18 protein-coding genes are annotated in these 17,282 nt (G+C 68.7%); 14 read left to right on the forward strand and 4 right to left on the reverse strand.

Annotation, left to right across the window (positions count from 1 at the left end; translation table 11 throughout):
- Positions 1-51 precede the first annotated feature (51 nt).
- Genes SVA_RS01180 through SVA_RS01195 form a run of 4 tightly spaced genes read right to left on the reverse strand, consistent with a single transcriptional unit; the run spans position 52 to position 3,060 of the window.
- Positions 52-1,086, reverse strand: a complete 1,035-nt coding sequence (locus SVA_RS01180; RefSeq protein ID WP_096457615.1) for a COX15/CtaA family protein — start codon at positions 1,084-1,086, stop codon at positions 52-54.
- A gap of 3 nt (positions 1,087-1,089) precedes the next feature.
- Positions 1,090-2,004 (reverse strand): COX15/CtaA family protein, encoded by a 915-nt coding sequence (locus SVA_RS01185; protein WP_096457618.1) that lies wholly within the window; start codon positions 2,002-2,004, stop codon positions 1,090-1,092.
- Positions 2,001-2,450 carry a copper chaperone PCu(A)C gene (locus tag SVA_RS01190; RefSeq protein ID WP_096457621.1) on the reverse strand — a complete coding sequence of 150 codons (450 nt, stop codon included), beginning with the start codon at positions 2,448-2,450 and terminating at the stop codon, positions 2,001-2,003. The genes SVA_RS01185 and SVA_RS01190 overlap by 4 nt, the downstream gene beginning before the upstream one ends.
- Position 2,451: 1 nt before the next feature.
- Positions 2,452-3,060 carry an SCO family protein gene (locus SVA_RS01195; protein WP_169923916.1) on the reverse strand — a complete coding sequence of 203 codons (609 nt, stop codon included), beginning with the start codon at positions 3,058-3,060 and terminating at the stop codon, positions 2,452-2,454.
- Between the two features lie 140 nt (positions 3,061-3,200).
- On the opposite strand from SVA_RS01195, the gene SVA_RS01200 reads away from it, so the two are divergent.
- The 14 genes from SVA_RS01200 to dsrB all read left to right on the forward strand — a co-directional run bounded on the left by SVA_RS01200 (position 3,201) and on the right by dsrB (position 17,239).
- Positions 3,201-3,413, forward strand: coding sequence for a hypothetical protein (locus SVA_RS01200; RefSeq protein WP_096457627.1), 213 nt, complete (start codon positions 3,201-3,203; stop codon positions 3,411-3,413).
- Positions 3,414-3,435: 22 nt separating this feature from the next.
- Positions 3,436-3,987, forward strand: a complete 552-nt coding sequence (locus tag SVA_RS01205) for a cupredoxin domain-containing protein (protein WP_096457630.1) — start codon at positions 3,436-3,438, stop codon at positions 3,985-3,987.
- A gap of 6 nt (positions 3,988-3,993) precedes the next feature.
- Positions 3,994-5,691 carry a cbb3-type cytochrome c oxidase subunit I gene (locus tag SVA_RS01210; protein WP_096457633.1) on the forward strand — a complete coding sequence of 566 codons (1,698 nt, stop codon included), beginning with the start codon at positions 3,994-3,996 and terminating at the stop codon, positions 5,689-5,691.
- 68 nt (positions 5,692-5,759) lie between these two features.
- Positions 5,760-6,668 carry a heme o synthase gene (gene cyoE, locus SVA_RS01215; RefSeq protein ID WP_096457636.1) on the forward strand — a complete coding sequence of 303 codons (909 nt, stop codon included), beginning with the start codon at positions 5,760-5,762 and terminating at the stop codon, positions 6,666-6,668.
- On the forward strand, positions 6,668-7,552 hold the full coding sequence (locus SVA_RS01220; RefSeq protein WP_096457639.1) for an SCO family protein: 885 nt from the start codon (positions 6,668-6,670) through the stop codon (positions 7,550-7,552). The genes cyoE and SVA_RS01220 overlap by 1 nt, the downstream gene beginning before the upstream one ends.
- Before the next feature lie 963 nt (positions 7,553-8,515).
- Entirely contained in the window at positions 8,516-10,087 is a 1,572-nt protein-coding gene (locus SVA_RS01225; RefSeq protein ID WP_096457642.1) for a hydrogenase iron-sulfur subunit, read from the forward strand.
- On the forward strand, positions 10,080-10,592 hold the full coding sequence (locus tag SVA_RS01230; RefSeq protein ID WP_096457645.1) for a hypothetical protein: 513 nt from the start codon (positions 10,080-10,082) through the stop codon (positions 10,590-10,592). Before SVA_RS01225 ends, SVA_RS01230 begins: the two co-directional genes overlap by 8 nt.
- A complete protein-coding gene (locus SVA_RS01235; protein ID WP_096457648.1) occupies positions 10,589-12,004 on the forward strand; it encodes a cbb3-type cytochrome c oxidase subunit I in 1,416 nt (471 codons plus the stop codon). Before SVA_RS01230 ends, SVA_RS01235 begins: the two co-directional genes overlap by 4 nt.
- A gap of 46 nt (positions 12,005-12,050) precedes the next feature.
- A complete protein-coding gene (locus SVA_RS01240; RefSeq protein ID WP_096457651.1) occupies positions 12,051-12,494 on the forward strand; it encodes a hemerythrin domain-containing protein in 444 nt (147 codons plus the stop codon).
- Positions 12,491-12,754, forward strand: coding sequence for a DUF2249 domain-containing protein (locus SVA_RS01245; RefSeq protein WP_096457654.1), 264 nt, complete (start codon positions 12,491-12,493; stop codon positions 12,752-12,754). Before SVA_RS01240 ends, SVA_RS01245 begins: the two co-directional genes overlap by 4 nt.
- Complete coding sequence (locus tag SVA_RS01250; RefSeq protein ID WP_096457657.1) at positions 12,751-14,052, forward strand: hypothetical protein; 1,302 nt, start codon at positions 12,751-12,753, stop codon at positions 14,050-14,052. Before SVA_RS01245 ends, SVA_RS01250 begins: the two co-directional genes overlap by 4 nt.
- A 72-nt stretch (positions 14,053-14,124) precedes the next feature.
- On the forward strand, positions 14,125-14,682 hold the full coding sequence (locus tag SVA_RS01255) for a Tll0287-like domain-containing protein (RefSeq protein ID WP_096462773.1): 558 nt from the start codon (positions 14,125-14,127) through the stop codon (positions 14,680-14,682).
- A gap of 147 nt (positions 14,683-14,829) precedes the next feature.
- Positions 14,830-16,056 carry a dissimilatory-type sulfite reductase subunit alpha gene (gene dsrA, locus SVA_RS01260; RefSeq protein WP_096457660.1) on the forward strand — a complete coding sequence of 409 codons (1,227 nt, stop codon included), beginning with the start codon at positions 14,830-14,832 and terminating at the stop codon, positions 16,054-16,056.
- Between the two features lie 112 nt (positions 16,057-16,168).
- The gene (dsrB, locus tag SVA_RS01265) at positions 16,169-17,239 is read left to right on the forward strand and encodes a dissimilatory-type sulfite reductase subunit beta (RefSeq protein WP_096457663.1); all 1,071 of its coding nucleotides are present in this window, start codon (positions 16,169-16,171) and stop codon (positions 17,237-17,239) included.
- Positions 17,240-17,282 lie beyond the last annotated feature (43 nt).

Below are 17,282 nucleotides of genomic sequence, written 5' to 3' on the forward strand. Positions count from 1 at the left end.
TCAAGGAGCGCGCTCCGCGCGCACATCAATTAAGCATTAAGCATTCAACATTCAAAATTGCGCTTTCCTGAGGGCGTGGTTCAGGAAGAGCGCGGCGGTGAGCACCAGCAGCGCGCCGCCCTGGTGCGCGGCGCCGAGCGACACCGGCACGATCGTCAGCAGGGTCGCGATCCCGAGTCCGAACTGGAGCAGCACCGCTGCGAGCAGCAGGTGCGCCGCCGTACGCGCGCGTGCCGCGGGCGCCGCGCGGGCGACCGCGATCCACAGCGCGACCGTCGCGAGCACGACGGCGTACGCGAGCCACCGGTGGTTGAACTGGACGGTGGCGACGTTCTCGAACCAGTTGAGCCACCAGGGGTGCAGCGCATACAGGCCTTCCGGCACGAGGCGCCCGTTCATGAGCGGCCAGGTGTTGAACAGGAAGCCCGCGCGCGTGCCGGCGACGAAGCCGCCGGCGAGTATCGTCACGAACACGAGCCCCGTCACCGCCCAGGCGAATCGCCGCACGCCCGGCGGCGTGGGTCGACCCTCGGGGTACATCAGCCCGAGCGCCACCCAGAACATGTAGCCGTAGATGACGACGGCCAGGCCGAGGTGCGCGGTGAGGCGGTAGGCGCTCACGTGCGGATCGTCGACCAGTCCGCTCGCGACCATGTACCAGCCGAGGGCGCCTTGCAGCCCGCCCAGGACGAACAGCGTGACGAGCTTCGGCGCGAGCTCGCGTCCGATCCGCTTGCGCACCAGGAAGTACAGAAAGGGAACCAGGAACACGAAGCCGATCGCGCGGCCGAGCAGGCGATGCGCGAACTCGACCCAGTAGATCTGCTTGAAGGCCGCGAGGCTCATTCCGTAGTTCACCTTGAGGTACTCGGGCGTCTGCCTGTACTTCTCGAACTCCGCCTCCCACTGGTGCTCGGTGAGCGGCGGGATCGCGCCCATGACCGGATTCCACTCGACGATCGAGAGGCCCGAGCGGGTGAGGCGCGTGACGCCGCCGAGGACGACCATGGCGAAGATGAGCGCGCAGCACACGAGGAGCCAGACGGCGACGGGGCCGGGGCGGGCGGGTTGGGCGAGTCGAGCCATGAGTCAGTCCCGAGCGTATACGTGATAGAGCCGCACGGCGCCGAGCAGCAGAACCGCCGCGACCGCGTTGTGCCCGACCGCGATCCACAGCGGGTAGCCGAGCAGGCTGCCCGCGAAGCCGAGCGCCGTCTGCACGAGCAGGAGCGCGAGGACCGCGAGGCCGGCGGCGCGCGCCGCCGGCGTCCGGAGCGCGCGCAGCGCCAGCGCGCCTATATAAAGGAAAGCGAGGAGCGCGCCAAGCCGATGCGCCCGCTGCACCACCGCCGACACCCCGTCGACCGCGACGCGCCCCTCGGCGACGGCGAGGCGGCGGGTGGGATCGAAGGCGTCGGCGATCCGGACGGCGGACGCGTCGGCCGGGCACAGGAGCCCCGGGCAGGCGGGCTCCGAATAGTGCGCGGAGGCCCAGGCGCCGAGCGCGATTTGCGCGAACACGATCCCGACGCCGACGCCGGCGGCGACCCGGCGTCCGGTCCAGCGCGCGGGCGGCGGCGCATCGGGATGCAGCCACAGACCGCCGTAGACGCCGAGCAGGGCCATGCCGGCCGTGACGTTGAGCAGCGTCACCCACGGTTCGAGGGGGGACGGCGTGTGCACGCCGACCCAGGCGAGCAGCGCCGTGAGGGCGACGAGCGCGGTGCCGGCGATGCGGCGCCGGCGTCGCCGGAGCGCGAAGAAGAAATAGCCGAGCGCGACGAGCCCCAGGACGCTCGCGGTCGTCCGCCGGAGCGCCGCCACCGGGCCGCCGGCGCGCTGCTCGACCGCGGCGATCCGGGCGTAGCAGTCGGGCCAGTCGGCGCAGCCGAGGTCTGCCGCCTCGAAACGGAGGTAGGCGCTGAGCGCGAGCACCACCAGCGTGAGCAGGCCGGCGAACGCCAGCACGCTCCGCTCGACCGCCCGATGGCGCGGCGCCTTCAATGCGCGTGGTCGGCGGGCCGGCCCTTGTACGCCGTGGCGACGACCGGGATGCGTCGACCGTCTTCCAGGTGCAGGGTGAGATGCAGCACGTCGCCCGGGCCGTAGGCGCGGGCCGGGCGGTAGAGCATGAGGTGCAGGCCGCCGGGTGCGAGCGTCACCTTGCCGCGTGCGGGCACCTCCAGGGCGTCGACCGGCCGCATGGACGCGACGTCCTTCTTCATCACGGTCTCGTGCATCTCGGCGCGGCCGAAGTCGTCCGACGCGACGCGGACGATCTTCGCCGGCGTCGTCGACTCGTTCTCGATCGTCATGTAGGCGGCGGTCGGCGCGCCCGGCGGCGCCGTGCGCACCCAGGCATCCTTGACGACGAGCGTCTGGGCATCAGCCGTGCTCCCGAAAGCGATATGGAAAACGGCGACCAGAGCGAGCGCAAGCCTGTTGTGCATTTCAAGCTCCCTTCAAACGGGCGAAACCGGCGGCCATTTTCGCGACGTCCTGCGGCGCGGTGAAGACGGCGCGCAGGCGCGCGTCGGGGCCGACGAGGAAGATCGCGGAGCTGTGCTCGACCTCATAGAGGCCGTCGCGCTCCGGGCCGCGCGCGTAGTGAACGCCCAGCGGGCCGGTCAGGCGCGCGATCTCGGCGTGCGGACCGGTGGCGCCCACGAACGCCGGGCTGAAGTGCCTCACGTAGGCGCCGAGGTGCGCCGGCGTGTCGCGCTCGGGATCGACCGACACGAGCACGTACTGCACGGGCGCGTCGGGCCCGAGCTTCCGTTGCAGCTGCTGAAAGAGCGTCATCGCCGCCGGGCACACGTCCGGACAATGCGTGTAGCCGAAGAACACGAAGCTCCACCGTCCCGCGAAACGCGAGCGATCGAAGAGCTGCCCGGCGTGATCGGTGAGCATGAACTCGGGCAGCGGAAGCGGCGGCTCGTAGGCGTGGTAATCGCGGCTCGCGGGCGCACGCGCGCCGAGCCACTGGTTGACGCCGACCCCGGCACCGATGGCCGCGACGGTGAGGAGCAGCCAGATGAACGGAAGGAATCGCTTGGACACGCTCGCCATTCTCGTTTTCCCGCTATTTTCCACACTTGATGTAAGTCAAGTATTTTCCTCAACCTTTTCTCTTAAATCGCGCCACTGGGCTGCGGCATTCCACCGCATGCCCGCCGATTCATCGATCGAGGGCCCAGACCATGGCGCAGAAGAAACCGGAGCTCGAAACCGGCACCACGACCGCATCCGCCACCGGCGCGTCCGCGCCGGCGCCGATGGAGGACGACGTGCCGGTGATGCAGAAGATCCTGGACAACCCGTTCCTGCTGCTCTTCCTCGGCGTCGTGATGCCGACGGTCTTCTACATCATTTGGGGCGTGATGGAAATCGTCACGATCCCGATCGCCAAGTGATCAGCGGACACGGGAGACGACCATGAGTGCCATCCTGCCGCCCAGCCAGCGCCTCTGGTGGAAACAGCCGCTCGACAAGGTCGAGGGGACATGGATCGCCCTGGCGCTGCTCTGGTGCCTGATTCTCTTCTTCATGATGCCGTTCTGGCACGTGTACGGAAAGCAGAACCTCTCGAACGAGGCGTATCGCACCTCGCCCGAGGCCTTCCAGAAGAAGGCCCAGGAGCTGGTGGACCAGTACACGGTGCGCACCGAAACCGACGCCAACATCCCGGTCGTCCGCCCGCCCGCCGGAAGCGACATCTACATCCTCGGGCGCCTGTGGCAGTGGTGGCCGATCTACGAGCTCGAGAAGGGGCAGACCTACCGCGTGCACACGTCCTCGCTCGACTGGCAGCACGGCTTCTCGCTGCAGCCGCTCAACATCAACTTCCAGGTGCTGCCCGGCTACGAGATGGTCGTGACGATGACGCCCGACACGAGCGGCACCTTCACGATCGTGTGCAACGAGTACTGCGGGGTCGGCCACCACACCATGGTGGGCCGCATCTACGTCGTCGACAAGAAGGAGTAACGGGCCATGGCCACCACCACGACCGACTACCGCATCTGCCCGGACACCGGCCTGCAGTTCCACCGGTCGGCAGAGAACCTCATGAAGGCGAACGCGGTCGCGGGCGTCGTGTTCCTGCTGATCGGCGGGATCCTGGCGCTCCTCGTCACGCTCACGCGCTGGCCCGCCGTGCACCTGCTGCCGGCCGACACCTTCTACCAGGCGCTGACCGCGCACGGGCTCGACATGCTCGTGTTCTGGATCATCTTCTTCGAGATCGCGGTGCTGTACTTCGCCTCGTCGACGCTGCTGCGTTCGCGGCTCGCGACGCCGAAGATCGCCTGGCTCGGTTTCGCGCTCATGATCATCGGCGCGGTCACGACCAACATCGCGATCTGGCGCGGCCGCTCGAGCGTGATGATGACCTCGTACGTGCCGATGCCGGCGGAGCCGACGCTCTACCTCGGCCTGATCCTGTTCGCGGTCGGCGCGCTCATCGGATGCTTCGTGTTCCTCGGCACGCTGGTCGTCGCGCGCGCCGAGCGCACGTACCAGGGCTCGATCCCGCTCGTCACCTTCGGGGCGCTCACCGCGTGCATCATCGCGATCTTCACGATCGCCTCGGGCGCGATCATCCTGATCCCGACGTTCCTGTGGTCGGCGGGCTACATCTCGCACATCGACCCGCTCATGTACCGCGTCATCTGGTGGGGCTTCGGGCACTCCTCGCAGCAGATCAACGTCGCCGCGCACGTGTCGGTGTGGTACCTGGTGGCGGCGCTCGTGTTCGGCGCGAAGCCGATGTCCGAGAAGGTCTCGCGCGGCGCCTTCCTGCTCTACATCCTGTTCCTCCAGCTCGCCTCGGCACACCACATCCTGGTCGACCCGGGGGTGAGCTCCGAGTGGAAGATCTTCAACACCTCGTACGCGATGTACCTGGCGGTGCTCGCCTCCATGGTCCACGGCCTCACGGTGCCGGGGGCGATCGAGGTGGCGCAGCGCGAGAAGGGCTTCAACAAGGGTCTCTTCGAGTGGATCCGCAAGGCGCCGTGGGGCAACCCGGTGTTCTCGGGGATGTTCATCTCGCTCATCGGCTTCGGCTTCCTCGGGGGCATCTCGGGCGTGGTGATGGGCACCGAGCAGATCAACATCATCATCCACAACACGATCTACGTCCCCGGGCACTTCCACGCGACCGTGGTCATCGGCACCACGCTCGCGTTCATGGCGGTCACGTACTTCCTCATCCCGGCGCTGTTCCGGCGCGAGCTGATCTGGAAAGGGCTGGCGAAGTGGCAGCCGTACCTGTTCGGGCTCGGCATGTCGGCGTTCGCGCTCTTCATGATGGGCGCGGGGACGCTCGGGGTGCAGCGCCGCCACTGGGACATGGGCTTCACCGGCGCCATGCTCGGGTACGAGTATCCCGGGAGCGCCTACCTGATGATGGGGATCATGGGGATCGCGGGCGTCGCGGCGGTGATCGGCGGCGGGCTCTACATCCTCATCACCGTCGGCTCGATCCTGTTCGGCAAGAAGCTGCCGGGCGCGCAGTTCCACGACCTGCCGACGCCGGTGCCGCAGGCCGCGGCCGCGCTGCAGGGTCACGGGCACGCGGGCTTCGCGGCGCCGGGCACCTTCGCCCTGGCGCTCGTGTTCCTCGTCAGCTTCGTCGTTTATTACTTTATCAACTGGAAGTACCTGGCGTCCGTCTGGCCGCTGGGCTAGTTGGTAAACGGCGGGGGCGTCTGGGCCATTCGCCCCCGCCGGTTTTTTTTCACGGCCCCCGAGGAACCATGCGCACGATCGCACTCCTCATCGTCCCCCGCCCCCTGCAGGCCCTCGCCGCGGTCCGCCGGGTGCTCGCGATCCTCAAGCTGCGCATCGGAATCACGATCGTCTTCACCGCGCTCGCGGGCTACGCCATCACCCCGGGCCGCCCGCTGTCGGGCGTCGAGACGCTGGTGCTGGCGCTCGCGACGCTGCTCGCCGCGTCGGCGGCCGGCGCCTTCAATCACTGGTACGAGCGCGACATCGACACGCGCATGGGGCGCACGCGCGGCCGGCCCTTCGCGACCGGCGAGTTCGAGACCCACGCCGGCTGGCTCGCGTTCTTCGCGCTCCTGCTCGCGGCCGGCGTCATGCTCGGCGCGCTGCTGCACCCCAGGGTCGGGCTTTTTCTTTTCCTCGGCGCCGTCACGTACGGCGGGCTCTACACGGTCTGCCTCAAGCGCAAGACTTCGCTCAACATCGTCATCGGCGGTCTCGCGGGCAGCTTCGCGGTGCTCGCCGGCGCCGCGGCGGCCGATCCGCTGATCGGTCCGCGCGCGTGGGTGCTCGCGCTCGTGCTCCTTCTCTGGACGCCGTCGCACTTCTGGAGCCTGGCCTCCGCCTTGCGCGAGCAGTACGCGCAGGCGGGCGTGCCCATGCTGCCCGCGGTCGTCGGCCCGCGCGCGGCGGCCTGGGTGGTGTTCGGCAACACGGTCCTGCTCGCCGCCGCCTCGCTGTGGCTCGCGCGTTTCGGGTTTACGTGGATCTATCTCGCCGGGGCGCTCGCCGGCGGCGCGCTGCTCCTCGCGCGCAACGTCCGGATGCTCCGCGATCACTCGGCCCGCGCCGCGATGAAGGGCTTCCACGCCTCGCTCGTGCAGCTCACGCTCGTGTTGATCGCGGCCATGGCCGACGTCTACCTGGGAGGAGCCTGATGGCGCGGCTCACTTCGGGCGGCCTGCTGCTCGCGTTCTTCCTGCTGCCCGGCCTCGCTTCGGCGCAGGATTCGCACGGCGCCCACGCCCCTGCGGCGACCGGCCAGGCGGACCACGGCGCGAGCCATGCGGCCGCTCACGCGCCGGTCGTGGACTTCGACGAGGCCTCCGCGCTCGAGATCAGCCAGGGCGCGATCGGGCGGGCGCTGGAGAGCTATCAGCTGCGCGACGGCGAAGGCCGACCCGTGGTCCTCGAGCAGTACCGCGGCAAGCCGCTCGTCGTGAGCCTCATCTACACCAGCTGCGCCCACGTGTGCCCGACGACCACGCGCCACCTGGCCGGTGTCGTCCGGAAGGCGCGCGCCGCGCTCGGCGAGGAGAGTTTTCACGTCGTGACGATCGGCTTCGACACGCCGAACGACACCCCCGAAGCGATGCGCGCCTTCGCGCGCCAGCAGGGCGCGCAGACGGCCGGCTGGGACTTCCTGAGCGCCGACGCCGCGACGATCGACCGCCTGTCCGGGAATCTCGGGTTCCTCTACCGCGCGTCGCCGCGCGGCTTCGATCACCTGGTGCAGGCGACGCTCGTCGACACCGAGGGCAGGATCCGCGCGCAGGTCTACGGCATGACCTTCGATACGCCGCAGATGGTCGAGCCGCTGAAGCGCATGGTGCTCGGGGAGGCGCCCGCGCCGACGGCGCTGCACGGCGCCTGGAACAAGGTGCGGCTCTTCTGCACCACGTACGATCCGGCGAGCGACTCCTATCGGTTCGACTACTCGCTCTTCGTCGGCATCGTGATCGGGATGCTGATCCTGGGGTCGGGGATCGCGTTTCTCGTGCGGGAGTTCATGCGGAACCGACGCACCCCCGCCACTCGCTGACCAGCACTCCTTTTTTCTCTCCCTCTCCCGCATGCGGGAGAGGGTAGGGGTGAGGGCTAAGCCTTAACTCCTCGACCGCCCTCTGGGCGGGTCAGTCGAGGTAAGAAATCATACTTGTGGGTGGCTGACCCACGGCAGGTGACGTTGCGAAGTCCTTCCCTGGACTTCGCCCTTCGGGCCGCGCTGGAAAACCGCGCGTCCAAATTCGTTCCAGACGAATTTGTCTTTGCTTGCCCAAGAGAAAGTCACCAAAGAGAAGGGCACCCCGGATCGCTCGCCGCTCGAAAACCGCGAGCGGTGCCCTGCGGTTTCCGTGCTACGCAGTCCCTGCTTCGCTTGAAACCAGGGCCGGCCTTCCGTGGCCGGCCCGCTCGCCCGTCCCGGGACGCTCGCCAACTCGCCGGGCGCTGAAAAGCGCGCCTCGGGCTCGAACATCTCTCGCGTGACTCTCCCGGGACAGGCTCCGGTGCTCGGCGACCTCAACGGGGTCTTTAACTGCCACCCACCTCCTCCGGACGGGGAGAGGTTGTTGTAGTTGGGTCCCCGTCTGGCGCGCCCGCACCGAGCGCTCCGAGCGCCGCGAGCCCGTCAGGGCGACCGGCAGGGATGCCGGTCGGTCGTCCAGCCGGCGCAGGATGCGCCGTCTGGCGACCTCCCAGCGCGAGGCAGCGAGGGGCGGGGGCTTTCGCGCCATCCGGGGCGGCCTTTCTTTGGCTACTTTCTTTGGCCGCGCAAAGAAAGTAGCCCGTCGTGCGGGGGCGGAACCCCGCGGATTACATGTCGCGAAGCGACTCGAGTCCTTTAAGACCCTCACCCCATCCCTCTCCCGCAAGCGGGAGAGGGAGTGACGGCCCCATCCATACCTCCCCGGTCAACAATTCCCGAGCGATTTGATCTGGATCATGGAGACGGTACAGGGGGCGGGATTACCGTGCGGGCACGCTTCAACCACGAGGTGATTGCGTGTCCATCCGGCAGGCGGCGCGGCGGCCGCTGCTCCTGGTCGAAGGGCTGTTCAGCCGGGTCTTCGGGGCCGAGGCGAACCCGTTCCATTACCTCGGGGCGCTCACGATCTTTTTCTTCTGGATCGTCCTCGTCACCGGCATCTACCTCTTCGTCTTCTTCAAGACCAGCGTCTACGGCGCCTACGAGTCGGTCGAGTACCTGACGCACACCCAGTGGTACCTGGGCGGCGTGATGCGCAGCCTCCACCGCTACGCCTCGGACGCGGCGGTCGTCACCATGATGCTGCATCTCGTCCGCGAGTTCCTCGGCGACCGCTATCGCGGCTTTCGCTGGTACTCGTGGTTCACGGGCATGCCGCTCATCTGGTTCGTGTTCCTGCTCGGCATCACCGGGTACTGGCTGGTCTGGGACGAGCTCGCGCAGTACGTCGCGATCGCCTCGAGCGAGCTGCTCGATGCGCTGCCCATCTTCACCGACCCGATGGCGCGCAACTTCCTGAGCGAGGCGAACGTGAGCGACCGGTTCTTCACGCTCATGGGCTTCCTGCATTTGCTCGGGCTGCCGGTGATCATCGTGTTCGCGATCTGGTTCCACGTGCTGCGCATCTCGCGGCCGAAGGTGAACCCGCCGCGCGAGCTCGCGATCGGCACCTTCGCCGCGCTGCTCGCGCTGTCGTTCGCGAAGCCCGCGGTGAGCCACGCGCCGGCGAACCTGGCGACCGTGCCGAATCCCGTCCAGCTCGACTGGTTTTACCTGAACGTCTATCCGCTCCTCGATGTCTGGCCGCCGATGGCGGTGTGGGGCCTGCTGTGGGGCCTGAGCCTGCTGCTCGCGATCGCGCCCTGGCTGCCGCCGCTGCGAAAGAAGCCGGTGGCGGTCGTCGATCCGGCGAACTGCAACGGGTGCGGCCGCTGCTTCGCCGACTGCCCGTACTCGGCGATCACGCTGACCGCGCACCCGACGCGCGCCGGCATGCAGCTCGCCGTCGTCGATGCCGACCTCTGTGCGAGCTGCGGCATCTGCGCGGGCGCGTGCCCGTCGTCCACGCCGTTTCGAAGCACCGTGGAGCTCGTGAGCGGCATCGACATGCCGCAGCTTACCGTGCAGGCGGTGCGCGCGCGCACGAAGGAGATGCTGGCCGGGCTCACGGGCGAGGGGCGCGTGATGGTGTTCGGCTGCGACCACGCGGCCGACGTCCGCAACCTGCGCGGCGAGGGCGTCGCCGCGGTGAGCCTCGAGTGCATCGGCCAGCTCCCGCCGTCGTTCATCGACTACGTGCTGCGCGACGGGCGCTGCGACGGCGTGCTCGTGACCGGCTGCCATCCGCAGAGCTGCCATTACCGCTTCGGTAGCGTGTGGACCGAGCAGCGGCTGCGCCACCAGCGCGAGCCGCATCTGCGCACGCGGGCCGCGAAGGAGCGGCTGCATGTCGTCTGGGCGGGACCGGGCGAAGAGGCGCGGCTGGCGAAAGTGCTCGCGCGCTATCGCGCGGCGCTGCGGATGATCCCGTCGCCGGGGACCCGCCCGGCCCCGGTCGAGAACCAGGACCGGAAGGCGCGCCATGGGTAAGGCGACGCCCCCGCTTTCGCGGTTCGCCGGCCAGGCGGCGGCCTACGTGCTCTTCGCCGCCTTCATCGGCGTGTTCAGCGACACGCCGGCCTACCATCCCATCGGCCCGGACGAGGCGGCCATCAAGCTTTCCTTCAGCCACGCGGGCGAGCGGGCGCAGCCGTGCCGCACGCGCAGCCCGGAGGAGGTCGCGCAACTTCCGCCGAACATGCGGCTCGCGCTCGACTGCCCGCGCGAGCGCTCGCCGGTGCGGGTCGAACTCCGCCTGGACGATCGCCTGGTCTACGAGGATGCGCTCCGGCCGGCGGGTCTGAAGCGCGACATGGCTTCGACGGTGTATCGCCGCTTCACCGTGCCCGCCGGGGAGCACGCGCTCGCGCTGCGCCTGTCGGATCGGCCGGACGGCGAGTTCAACTACGCCCGCGAGGCGCGCGTCACGCTCCGGCCCGCGCAACTCCTCGTCATCGACTTCAAACCGGAGTCCGGAGGCTTCGTGCTGCAATGAACGCGACTCCCGCCAGGATCACCGCCCGGTCCTTCCCGACGGCGAGCGAGCGCGAGGCGGCCACGTACGCGCTCCCCGTGCCCACCGATGCGCGGCGCGCGCTCACGGTCGGGTGGCTGTGGCTCGCGGTGCTGTCGCTCCTCGGGAGCGGACTCTTCTCGATCCTGCTCGTGCTGTCGCGCACGCCGTACGTGCAGAACGTCTTTCCCTGGACCGATTTCTTCCACACCGCGCTCGTGGTGCACGTCGACCTCTCGGTGCTCGTGTGGTTCCTCGCCTTCGGCGGCGTGCTCTGGAGCCTGAACTCCACGGCGGGCGGGCTCGTCGTCGGGCGCGTGGCGCTCTACACCGCGTTCGCCGGCGCCTGGATCGTGGCGATCAGCCCGTTTACCGGCCCGGGCCATGCGCTCATGAGCAACTACGTCCCGGTCCTGCAGAACACGGCGTTCTTCACGGGCCTGCTGGTCTTCGGCGGCGGCGTGCTGCTGCTGGTGCTGCGCGGCATGACGGCGATTCCGCCGGTCGGCGTCGCTCTAGACGGCGCGGCCGCGCTGCGCTTCGGGCTGAACACCGCCGCGGTCGCCACGGCGATGGCGGCGCTCGCCTTCGCGTGGACCTGGGCGACGATGCCGTCCTTCCTCGAAGGCCAGGCGTACTACGAGCTGCTCTTCTGGGGCGGCGGGCACGTCCTGCAGTTCAGCTACACGCTCCTCATGCTGGTCGCGTGGCTCTGGCTCGGGAGCGCCTCGGGCGCGCCGGCGCTCGTCACGCCGCGGCTCGCGCTCTTCTTTTTCGCGCTCGGCCTTGTCACCGTGTTCGTGACACCGCTCTTCTACTACGGCCACGCGGTGACCTCGGCCGAGCACATCAAGCTCTTCACGTGGCAGATGCGCTACGGCGGCGGGCTCGCCACGGCGCCGCTCGGCCTCGCCGTGCTGATCGGGCTGCTGCGCGCGCCGCGCGTCGATGCGTCCGCCCGGCCGCTGCGCGCCGCGCTCGCCGCCTCCGTGCTGCTCTTCGGCGTCGGCGGGGTGATCGGCTTCCTCATCAGCGGCTCGAACGTCACCATCCCGGCGCACTACCACGGCGCGATCGTCGGCATCACGCTCGCCTTCATGGGGCTCGCGTACCACCTGATCCCGCGCCTCGGCGGGCGCCCGGTCGACGCGAAATGGGCGACCGTGCAGCCGTGGCTGTACGGCATCGGCCAGCTCCTGCACGTGATCGGCCTCGTGTGGTCGGGCGGCTACGGCGTGCAGCGCAAGGTCGCGGCCGCCGAGCAGGGCCTCGACGCGCTCGGCAAGATCGCCGGCATGGGCCTCATGGGGCTCGGCGGGTTGATCGCGATCGCGGGCGGCGTGCTGTTCCTCGTGCTCGTGCTGAAGAGCCTGCCGCGGCGTCCGGATCGATGAGGCCGCACGCGGTGCCTGCGACGAAACCCAAGGAGAAGAGAACCACATGGAATCGATCTCGCGTTTTCTGACCGACGACCATCATCGCTGCGACGACCTCTATGCCCGGTCCGAGACCGCGGCGGCGGAATCGGACTGGGACGCGGCCGGCGATGCCTTTGCGCGATTCCGCGCCGCCCTGCTGCGTCACTTCCGGATGGAGGAGGAGACGCTCTTCCCCGCGTTCGAGGCGGCGAGCGGACAGGCGTTCGGGCCGACGGCGGTGATGCGCCTCGAGCACGAGCAGATGCGCAACCTGCTGAACGGCATGGCGCGGGCGCTCGTCGATCGCGACCGGCAGGCCTACCTCGGCATCGCCGAGACGCTGCTGGTGCTGATGCAGCAGCACAACTTCAAGGAGGAGCGCGTGCTGTATCCGATGAGCGACGGCGTCCTGGGCGGCGACACCGAGGCGCTGCTCGAGCGCATGCAGGGCGTCGAGACGGTATGACGGTCCGCGAGCGTGTCATCGACGTGAGCGCGCTTCCGCCCCCGGAGCCGCTCGAGCGGGCGCTCGCGGCGCTGCCGGCGCTCTCGCGGGGCGAGTACCTCCGCATGCTCCACTGGCGCGAACCGTTCCCGCTCTACGCGATCCTGCCGGACCTCGGCTTCGCGTACGCGGTCCGGGCCGGGAGGCGGGCGCCCTACGAGATACTCATCTGGCGTCGCGGTGACGCCGAGGCCGAGGCCGCCGCGTCCCCCCGGGCATGAGCTTCGGCGGTCTCGCGCTCGAGCGGGCGCCGCCGCTGTCGGTGCCCGGGCGGTTCTTCGTGTCGGCGCCGGTCTACGGCCTCGCCGCCGCGCTGTCGGTGCTCTACCTCGGCCCCTCCGCGCTCGAGAGCCGATGGCTGCCCGCGACCGCCGGCGTGGTGCACCTCGTCACGCTCGGCGTGCTGACCATGAGCATGTGCGGCGCCTGGATGCAGCTGCTTCCGGTGCTCGTCGGGGCGCCCGTCGCCCGGCCGCGGGGCGTGAGCCTCGCGGTGCACGCGCTGCTCGCGCTAGGCGCGGCGGCGCTCCCCGCAGGTCTCGTCCTCGGGTGGCGATTCGCCCTCCAGCTCGGAGGCATCGCCCTGGCCGCCGCGCTGATCGTGTTCCTCGGCGCCGCGGCGCACGCGCTGGCGCGCGCCGGCGCGCGCCACGCCACCGCGACCGGCATGCGCCTCGCGCTGGCCGCGCTCGCCGCGACCCTCGTGCTGGCGCTGCTCGTGCTCTTCCCGCGCGCCTTCCCGGGCGCCGGCGTCTTCGCGCCGCCGGTCGCGCTGCACGTGGTCTGGGCGACCGTGGGGTGGGTCGGGCTGCTCGTGATCAGCGTGGCCCTGCAGGTGGTGCCCATGTTCCAGATGACGCCGGAGTACCCGCGGGTCCTCGCCCGCTATCTGGTCCCGGCGCTCTTCGTGCTCCTCGTGCTCTACAGCGTCGGACACGCCCTTCCCGGCACGGGCCTGCGGGAGGCGAGCTCGGCGCTGCTCGCGCTGGGGCTCGCGGTTTTCGCGGCGGTCACGCTCCGGCTGCAGGGACGGCGTCGCCGGCGCGTGCCCGACGTCGGCGTGGGCTACTGGCGCCTCGGCATGCTCAGCCTGCTCGCGTGCGCCGCGCTCTGGCACGCGGGGCTGCTGCTGCCGCGCCTCGCCGCCGATGCGCGTTTTCCGGTGCTCATCGGCGTCCTGTACCTCGCGGGCTTCTCGGTCGCGGTCGTCATCGGCATGCTCTACCGGATCGTGCCGTTTCTGGTGTGGCTGCACCTGCACCAGCTTCGCATCCGGCTCGGACCGGGCCGGGGCGTCGACGTCGCGAACCTCCCGAACGTGAAGCAGGTGATCCCGGAGGCCCGCATGCGCCTGCAGTGGCGCGTCTTCGCCGCGGGCTACGCGCTGCTCCTTGCCGGGACACTCGTCCCCGGAGCCCCGGTCCGCGCCGGCGCGGCGATGCTCGCCGCCGCCTTCGTGCTGCTCGCGCGCGACCTGATCGCCGCGCTCCGCCTCTACCGGCGTCTCGCCTCCGCTTGATCTGCGTCATTTCCGGGGCGTCCGGGCTTCCGTAGAGTCGGCTGCCGTTTCCTGTGCAGGAGGGAGATGTCGATGAAGCGCTGGGTTCTGATCGGGCTCCTCGCCGCCGCCGTGCCCGGTTTTGCCGCGGACGACGCGAGCCGGGTCGCGGCGAGCCGCGCCGCCGCGAAGGAGTTCATGGAGACGCTCAAGGGCGAGCTGCAGGCGGCCATGAAGACGGGCGGTCCGACGAACGCGATCGAGGTGTGCCACACGAAGGCGCCGGCGATCGCGCGGGAGATATCGAGGGCGAAGGGCTTCGACATCGGGCGCACCAGCCTCAAGACCCGCAACCCGGACAACGCGCCCGACGCGTGGGAGCGCAAGGTGCTCGAGGACTTCGAGGCGCGCAAGCGCGCCGGCGCAGACCCGGCGACGCTCGAGCACCACGAGACCGTGACGGCGAACGGCAAGGCGACGTTTCGCTATATGAAAGCGATACCGACCGCGGAGCTGTGCCTCAACTGCCACGGCCGGAAGCTCGATCCCAAGGTGAGCGCGACCCTGAAGCGCCTCTATCCCGAGGATCAGGCAACCGGATTCAACGTCGGCGATCTCCGCGGAGCGTTCACCGTCGCCCAACCGTTATAAGCCTCTATCCCGAACGGGAGAGAGCAAAGTTATCTCTTCTGCGCGCCGTGGAAACGGCGCCCACTTGACCTAGGTCAAGTCCGGCGGGCGACGGCTTGTCTTAGCTTGGCGCCCTCTTTCCGTTCCACCGACCCGGGAGCCGCCTACATGACCAAGAAGATGCACGACACACCGATGCTGGACCAGCTCGAGAGCGGTCCTTGGCCGAGCTTCGTCACCGGACTGAAGCGTTTGGCAAAGGACAAGGACATGATGGTCGACCTGCTCGGGCAACTGGAGTACTCGTACAAGACCCGGCTGGGCTACTGGAAGGGCGGAACGGCCAGCGTCATCGGCTACGGCGGGGGCGTGATCCCGCGCTTCTCCGAGGTCGCCGACCGGTTCCCGGAGTCGAAGGAGTTCCACACGCTCCGGATCATGCCGCCCCCGGGCATGCACTACAACACGGACATCCTCCGGAAGTTCTGCGATATCTGGGAAAAACACGGCTCCGGCCTCATCGCGCTGCACGGCCAGAGCGGCGACATCATGTTCCAGGGCTGCACCACCGAGAAGGTGCAGGAAGCCTTCGACGAGATCAACGAGCTCGGTTTCGACATGGGCGGCGCCGGCCCCTCGGTCCGCACCTCGATGTCGTGCGTCGGGCACGCCCGCTGCGAGCACTCCTGCTACGACGAGGGCCGCGCGCACCGCTCGGTGCTCAACAACTTCACCGACGACCTGCACCGCCCGGCGCTGCCGTACAAGTTCAAGTTCAAGTACTCCGGCTGCGCCAACGACTGCATGAACTCGATCCAGCGCTCCGACATGGCGATCATCGGCACGTGGCGCGACGACATCCAGGTGAAGCAGGACGAGGTCAAGAAGTTCGTCAAGGCCAAGGGCCGCAAGTACGTCATCGACAACGTGGTGACCCGCTGCCCGACCCAGTGCCTGAGCCTCAACGACGACGACACGCTGGCGATCGACAACCGCAACTGCGTGAAGTGCATGCACTGCATCAACGTCATGACCAAGGCCCTGTCCCCCGGCAAGGACCGCGGCGCGACGATCCTGGTGGGCGGCAAGCGTACGCTCAAGATCGGCGACCTGATGGGCACCGTCATCGTTCCGTTCATGAAGCTCGAGTCGGACGAGGACTTCGAGAAGCTCGTCGAGCTCGGGCGGAACATCATCGACTTCTGGGCGGAGAACGGGCTCGAGCACGAGCGCTGCGGCGAGATGATCGAGCGCATCGGCCTCGCGAACTTCCTCGAAGGCATCGGGCTCGACATCGATCCGGCGATGCTCGCCAACCCGCGGACCAACCCCTTCATCCGCATGGACGACTGGGACGACGAGGCGGCGAAGTGGAAGGCCCGCAAGACAGGCTGAAGCAGCAATGCTGAATGTTGAAATTTTGAATGTTGAATTAATGATGCGCGCGAAGCGCGCACCGCAATTCAGCATTAAACATTAAGCATCAAGAATTGATCTGGAGATTCCGATGACGCAACCGCGTATGCCGATCGAGTCCGGGGTGCCGGACCACTTTCAGTACATGCATCCCGTGATGCGAAAGAATTACGGGCAGTGGGACTGGCACGAGCGTCCCCGTCCGGGCGTGCTGCACCACGTCGCCAAGTCGGGCGACTCCGTGTGGACCGTGCGTGCCGGCACGCAGCGCCAGATGGACGTCTACACCATCCGCAAGCTGTGCGACATCGCCGACCAGTACGCCGAGGGCCACGTCCGCTTCACGATCCGTTCGAACATCGAGTTCATGGTCAGCGACGAGAAGAAGGTCGCACCGCTCATCGAAGCGCTCGAGAAGAACGGCTTCCCGATCGGCGGCACCGGCAACTCGGTGTCGATGATCTCCCACACGCAGGGCTGGCTGCACTGCGACATTCCGGCGAGCGACGCGTCGGGCGCCGTGAAGTCGCTGATGGACGAGCTGCATCACGAGTTCACGCACGAAGAGATGCCGAACCGCGTCCGGATCACGACGTCCTGCTGCCAGATCAACTGCGGCGGCCAGGGCGACATCGCCATCAACATCCAGCACACCAAGCCGCCGAAGATCAACCACGATCTCGTGGCGAACGTGTGCGAGCGGCCCAGCGTCGTCGCGCGCTGCCCGGTGGCGGCGATCCGTCCGGCGATGGTGAACGGCAAGCCCTCCCTCGAGGTGGACGAGAAGAAGTGCATCTGCTGCGGCGCGTGCTTCCCGCCGTGTCCGCCCATGCAAATCAACGACCCCGAGCACTCGAAGTTCGCCATCTGGGTCGGCGGCAAGAACTCGAACGCGCGCTCCAAGCCCACGTTCCACAAGCTCGTGGCGGCCGGCATCCCGAACAACCCGCCGCGCTGGCCGGAAGTCGGCGCCGTGGTGAAGAAGATCCTGCGCGTCTACAAGGAAGACGCGAGGGACTGGGAGCGCATCGGCGAGTGGGTCGAGCGTATCGGCTGGCCGCGCTTCTTCGAGCTCACCGAGCTGCCGTTCACGAAGTACCACGTCGACAGCTGGCGCGGCGCCCGGCACAGCCTGAACGCCTCGGCGCACATCCGCTTCTGATTTTTCTCCGGTAGTAAGGGCCAATTGCCCCCGGCTGGTCCGG

Origin of the sequence: Sulfurifustis variabilis (assembly GCF_002355415.1) — a bacterium.
GTDB classification, from domain to species: Bacteria; Pseudomonadota; Gammaproteobacteria; order Acidiferrobacterales; family Sulfurifustaceae; genus Sulfurifustis; species Sulfurifustis variabilis.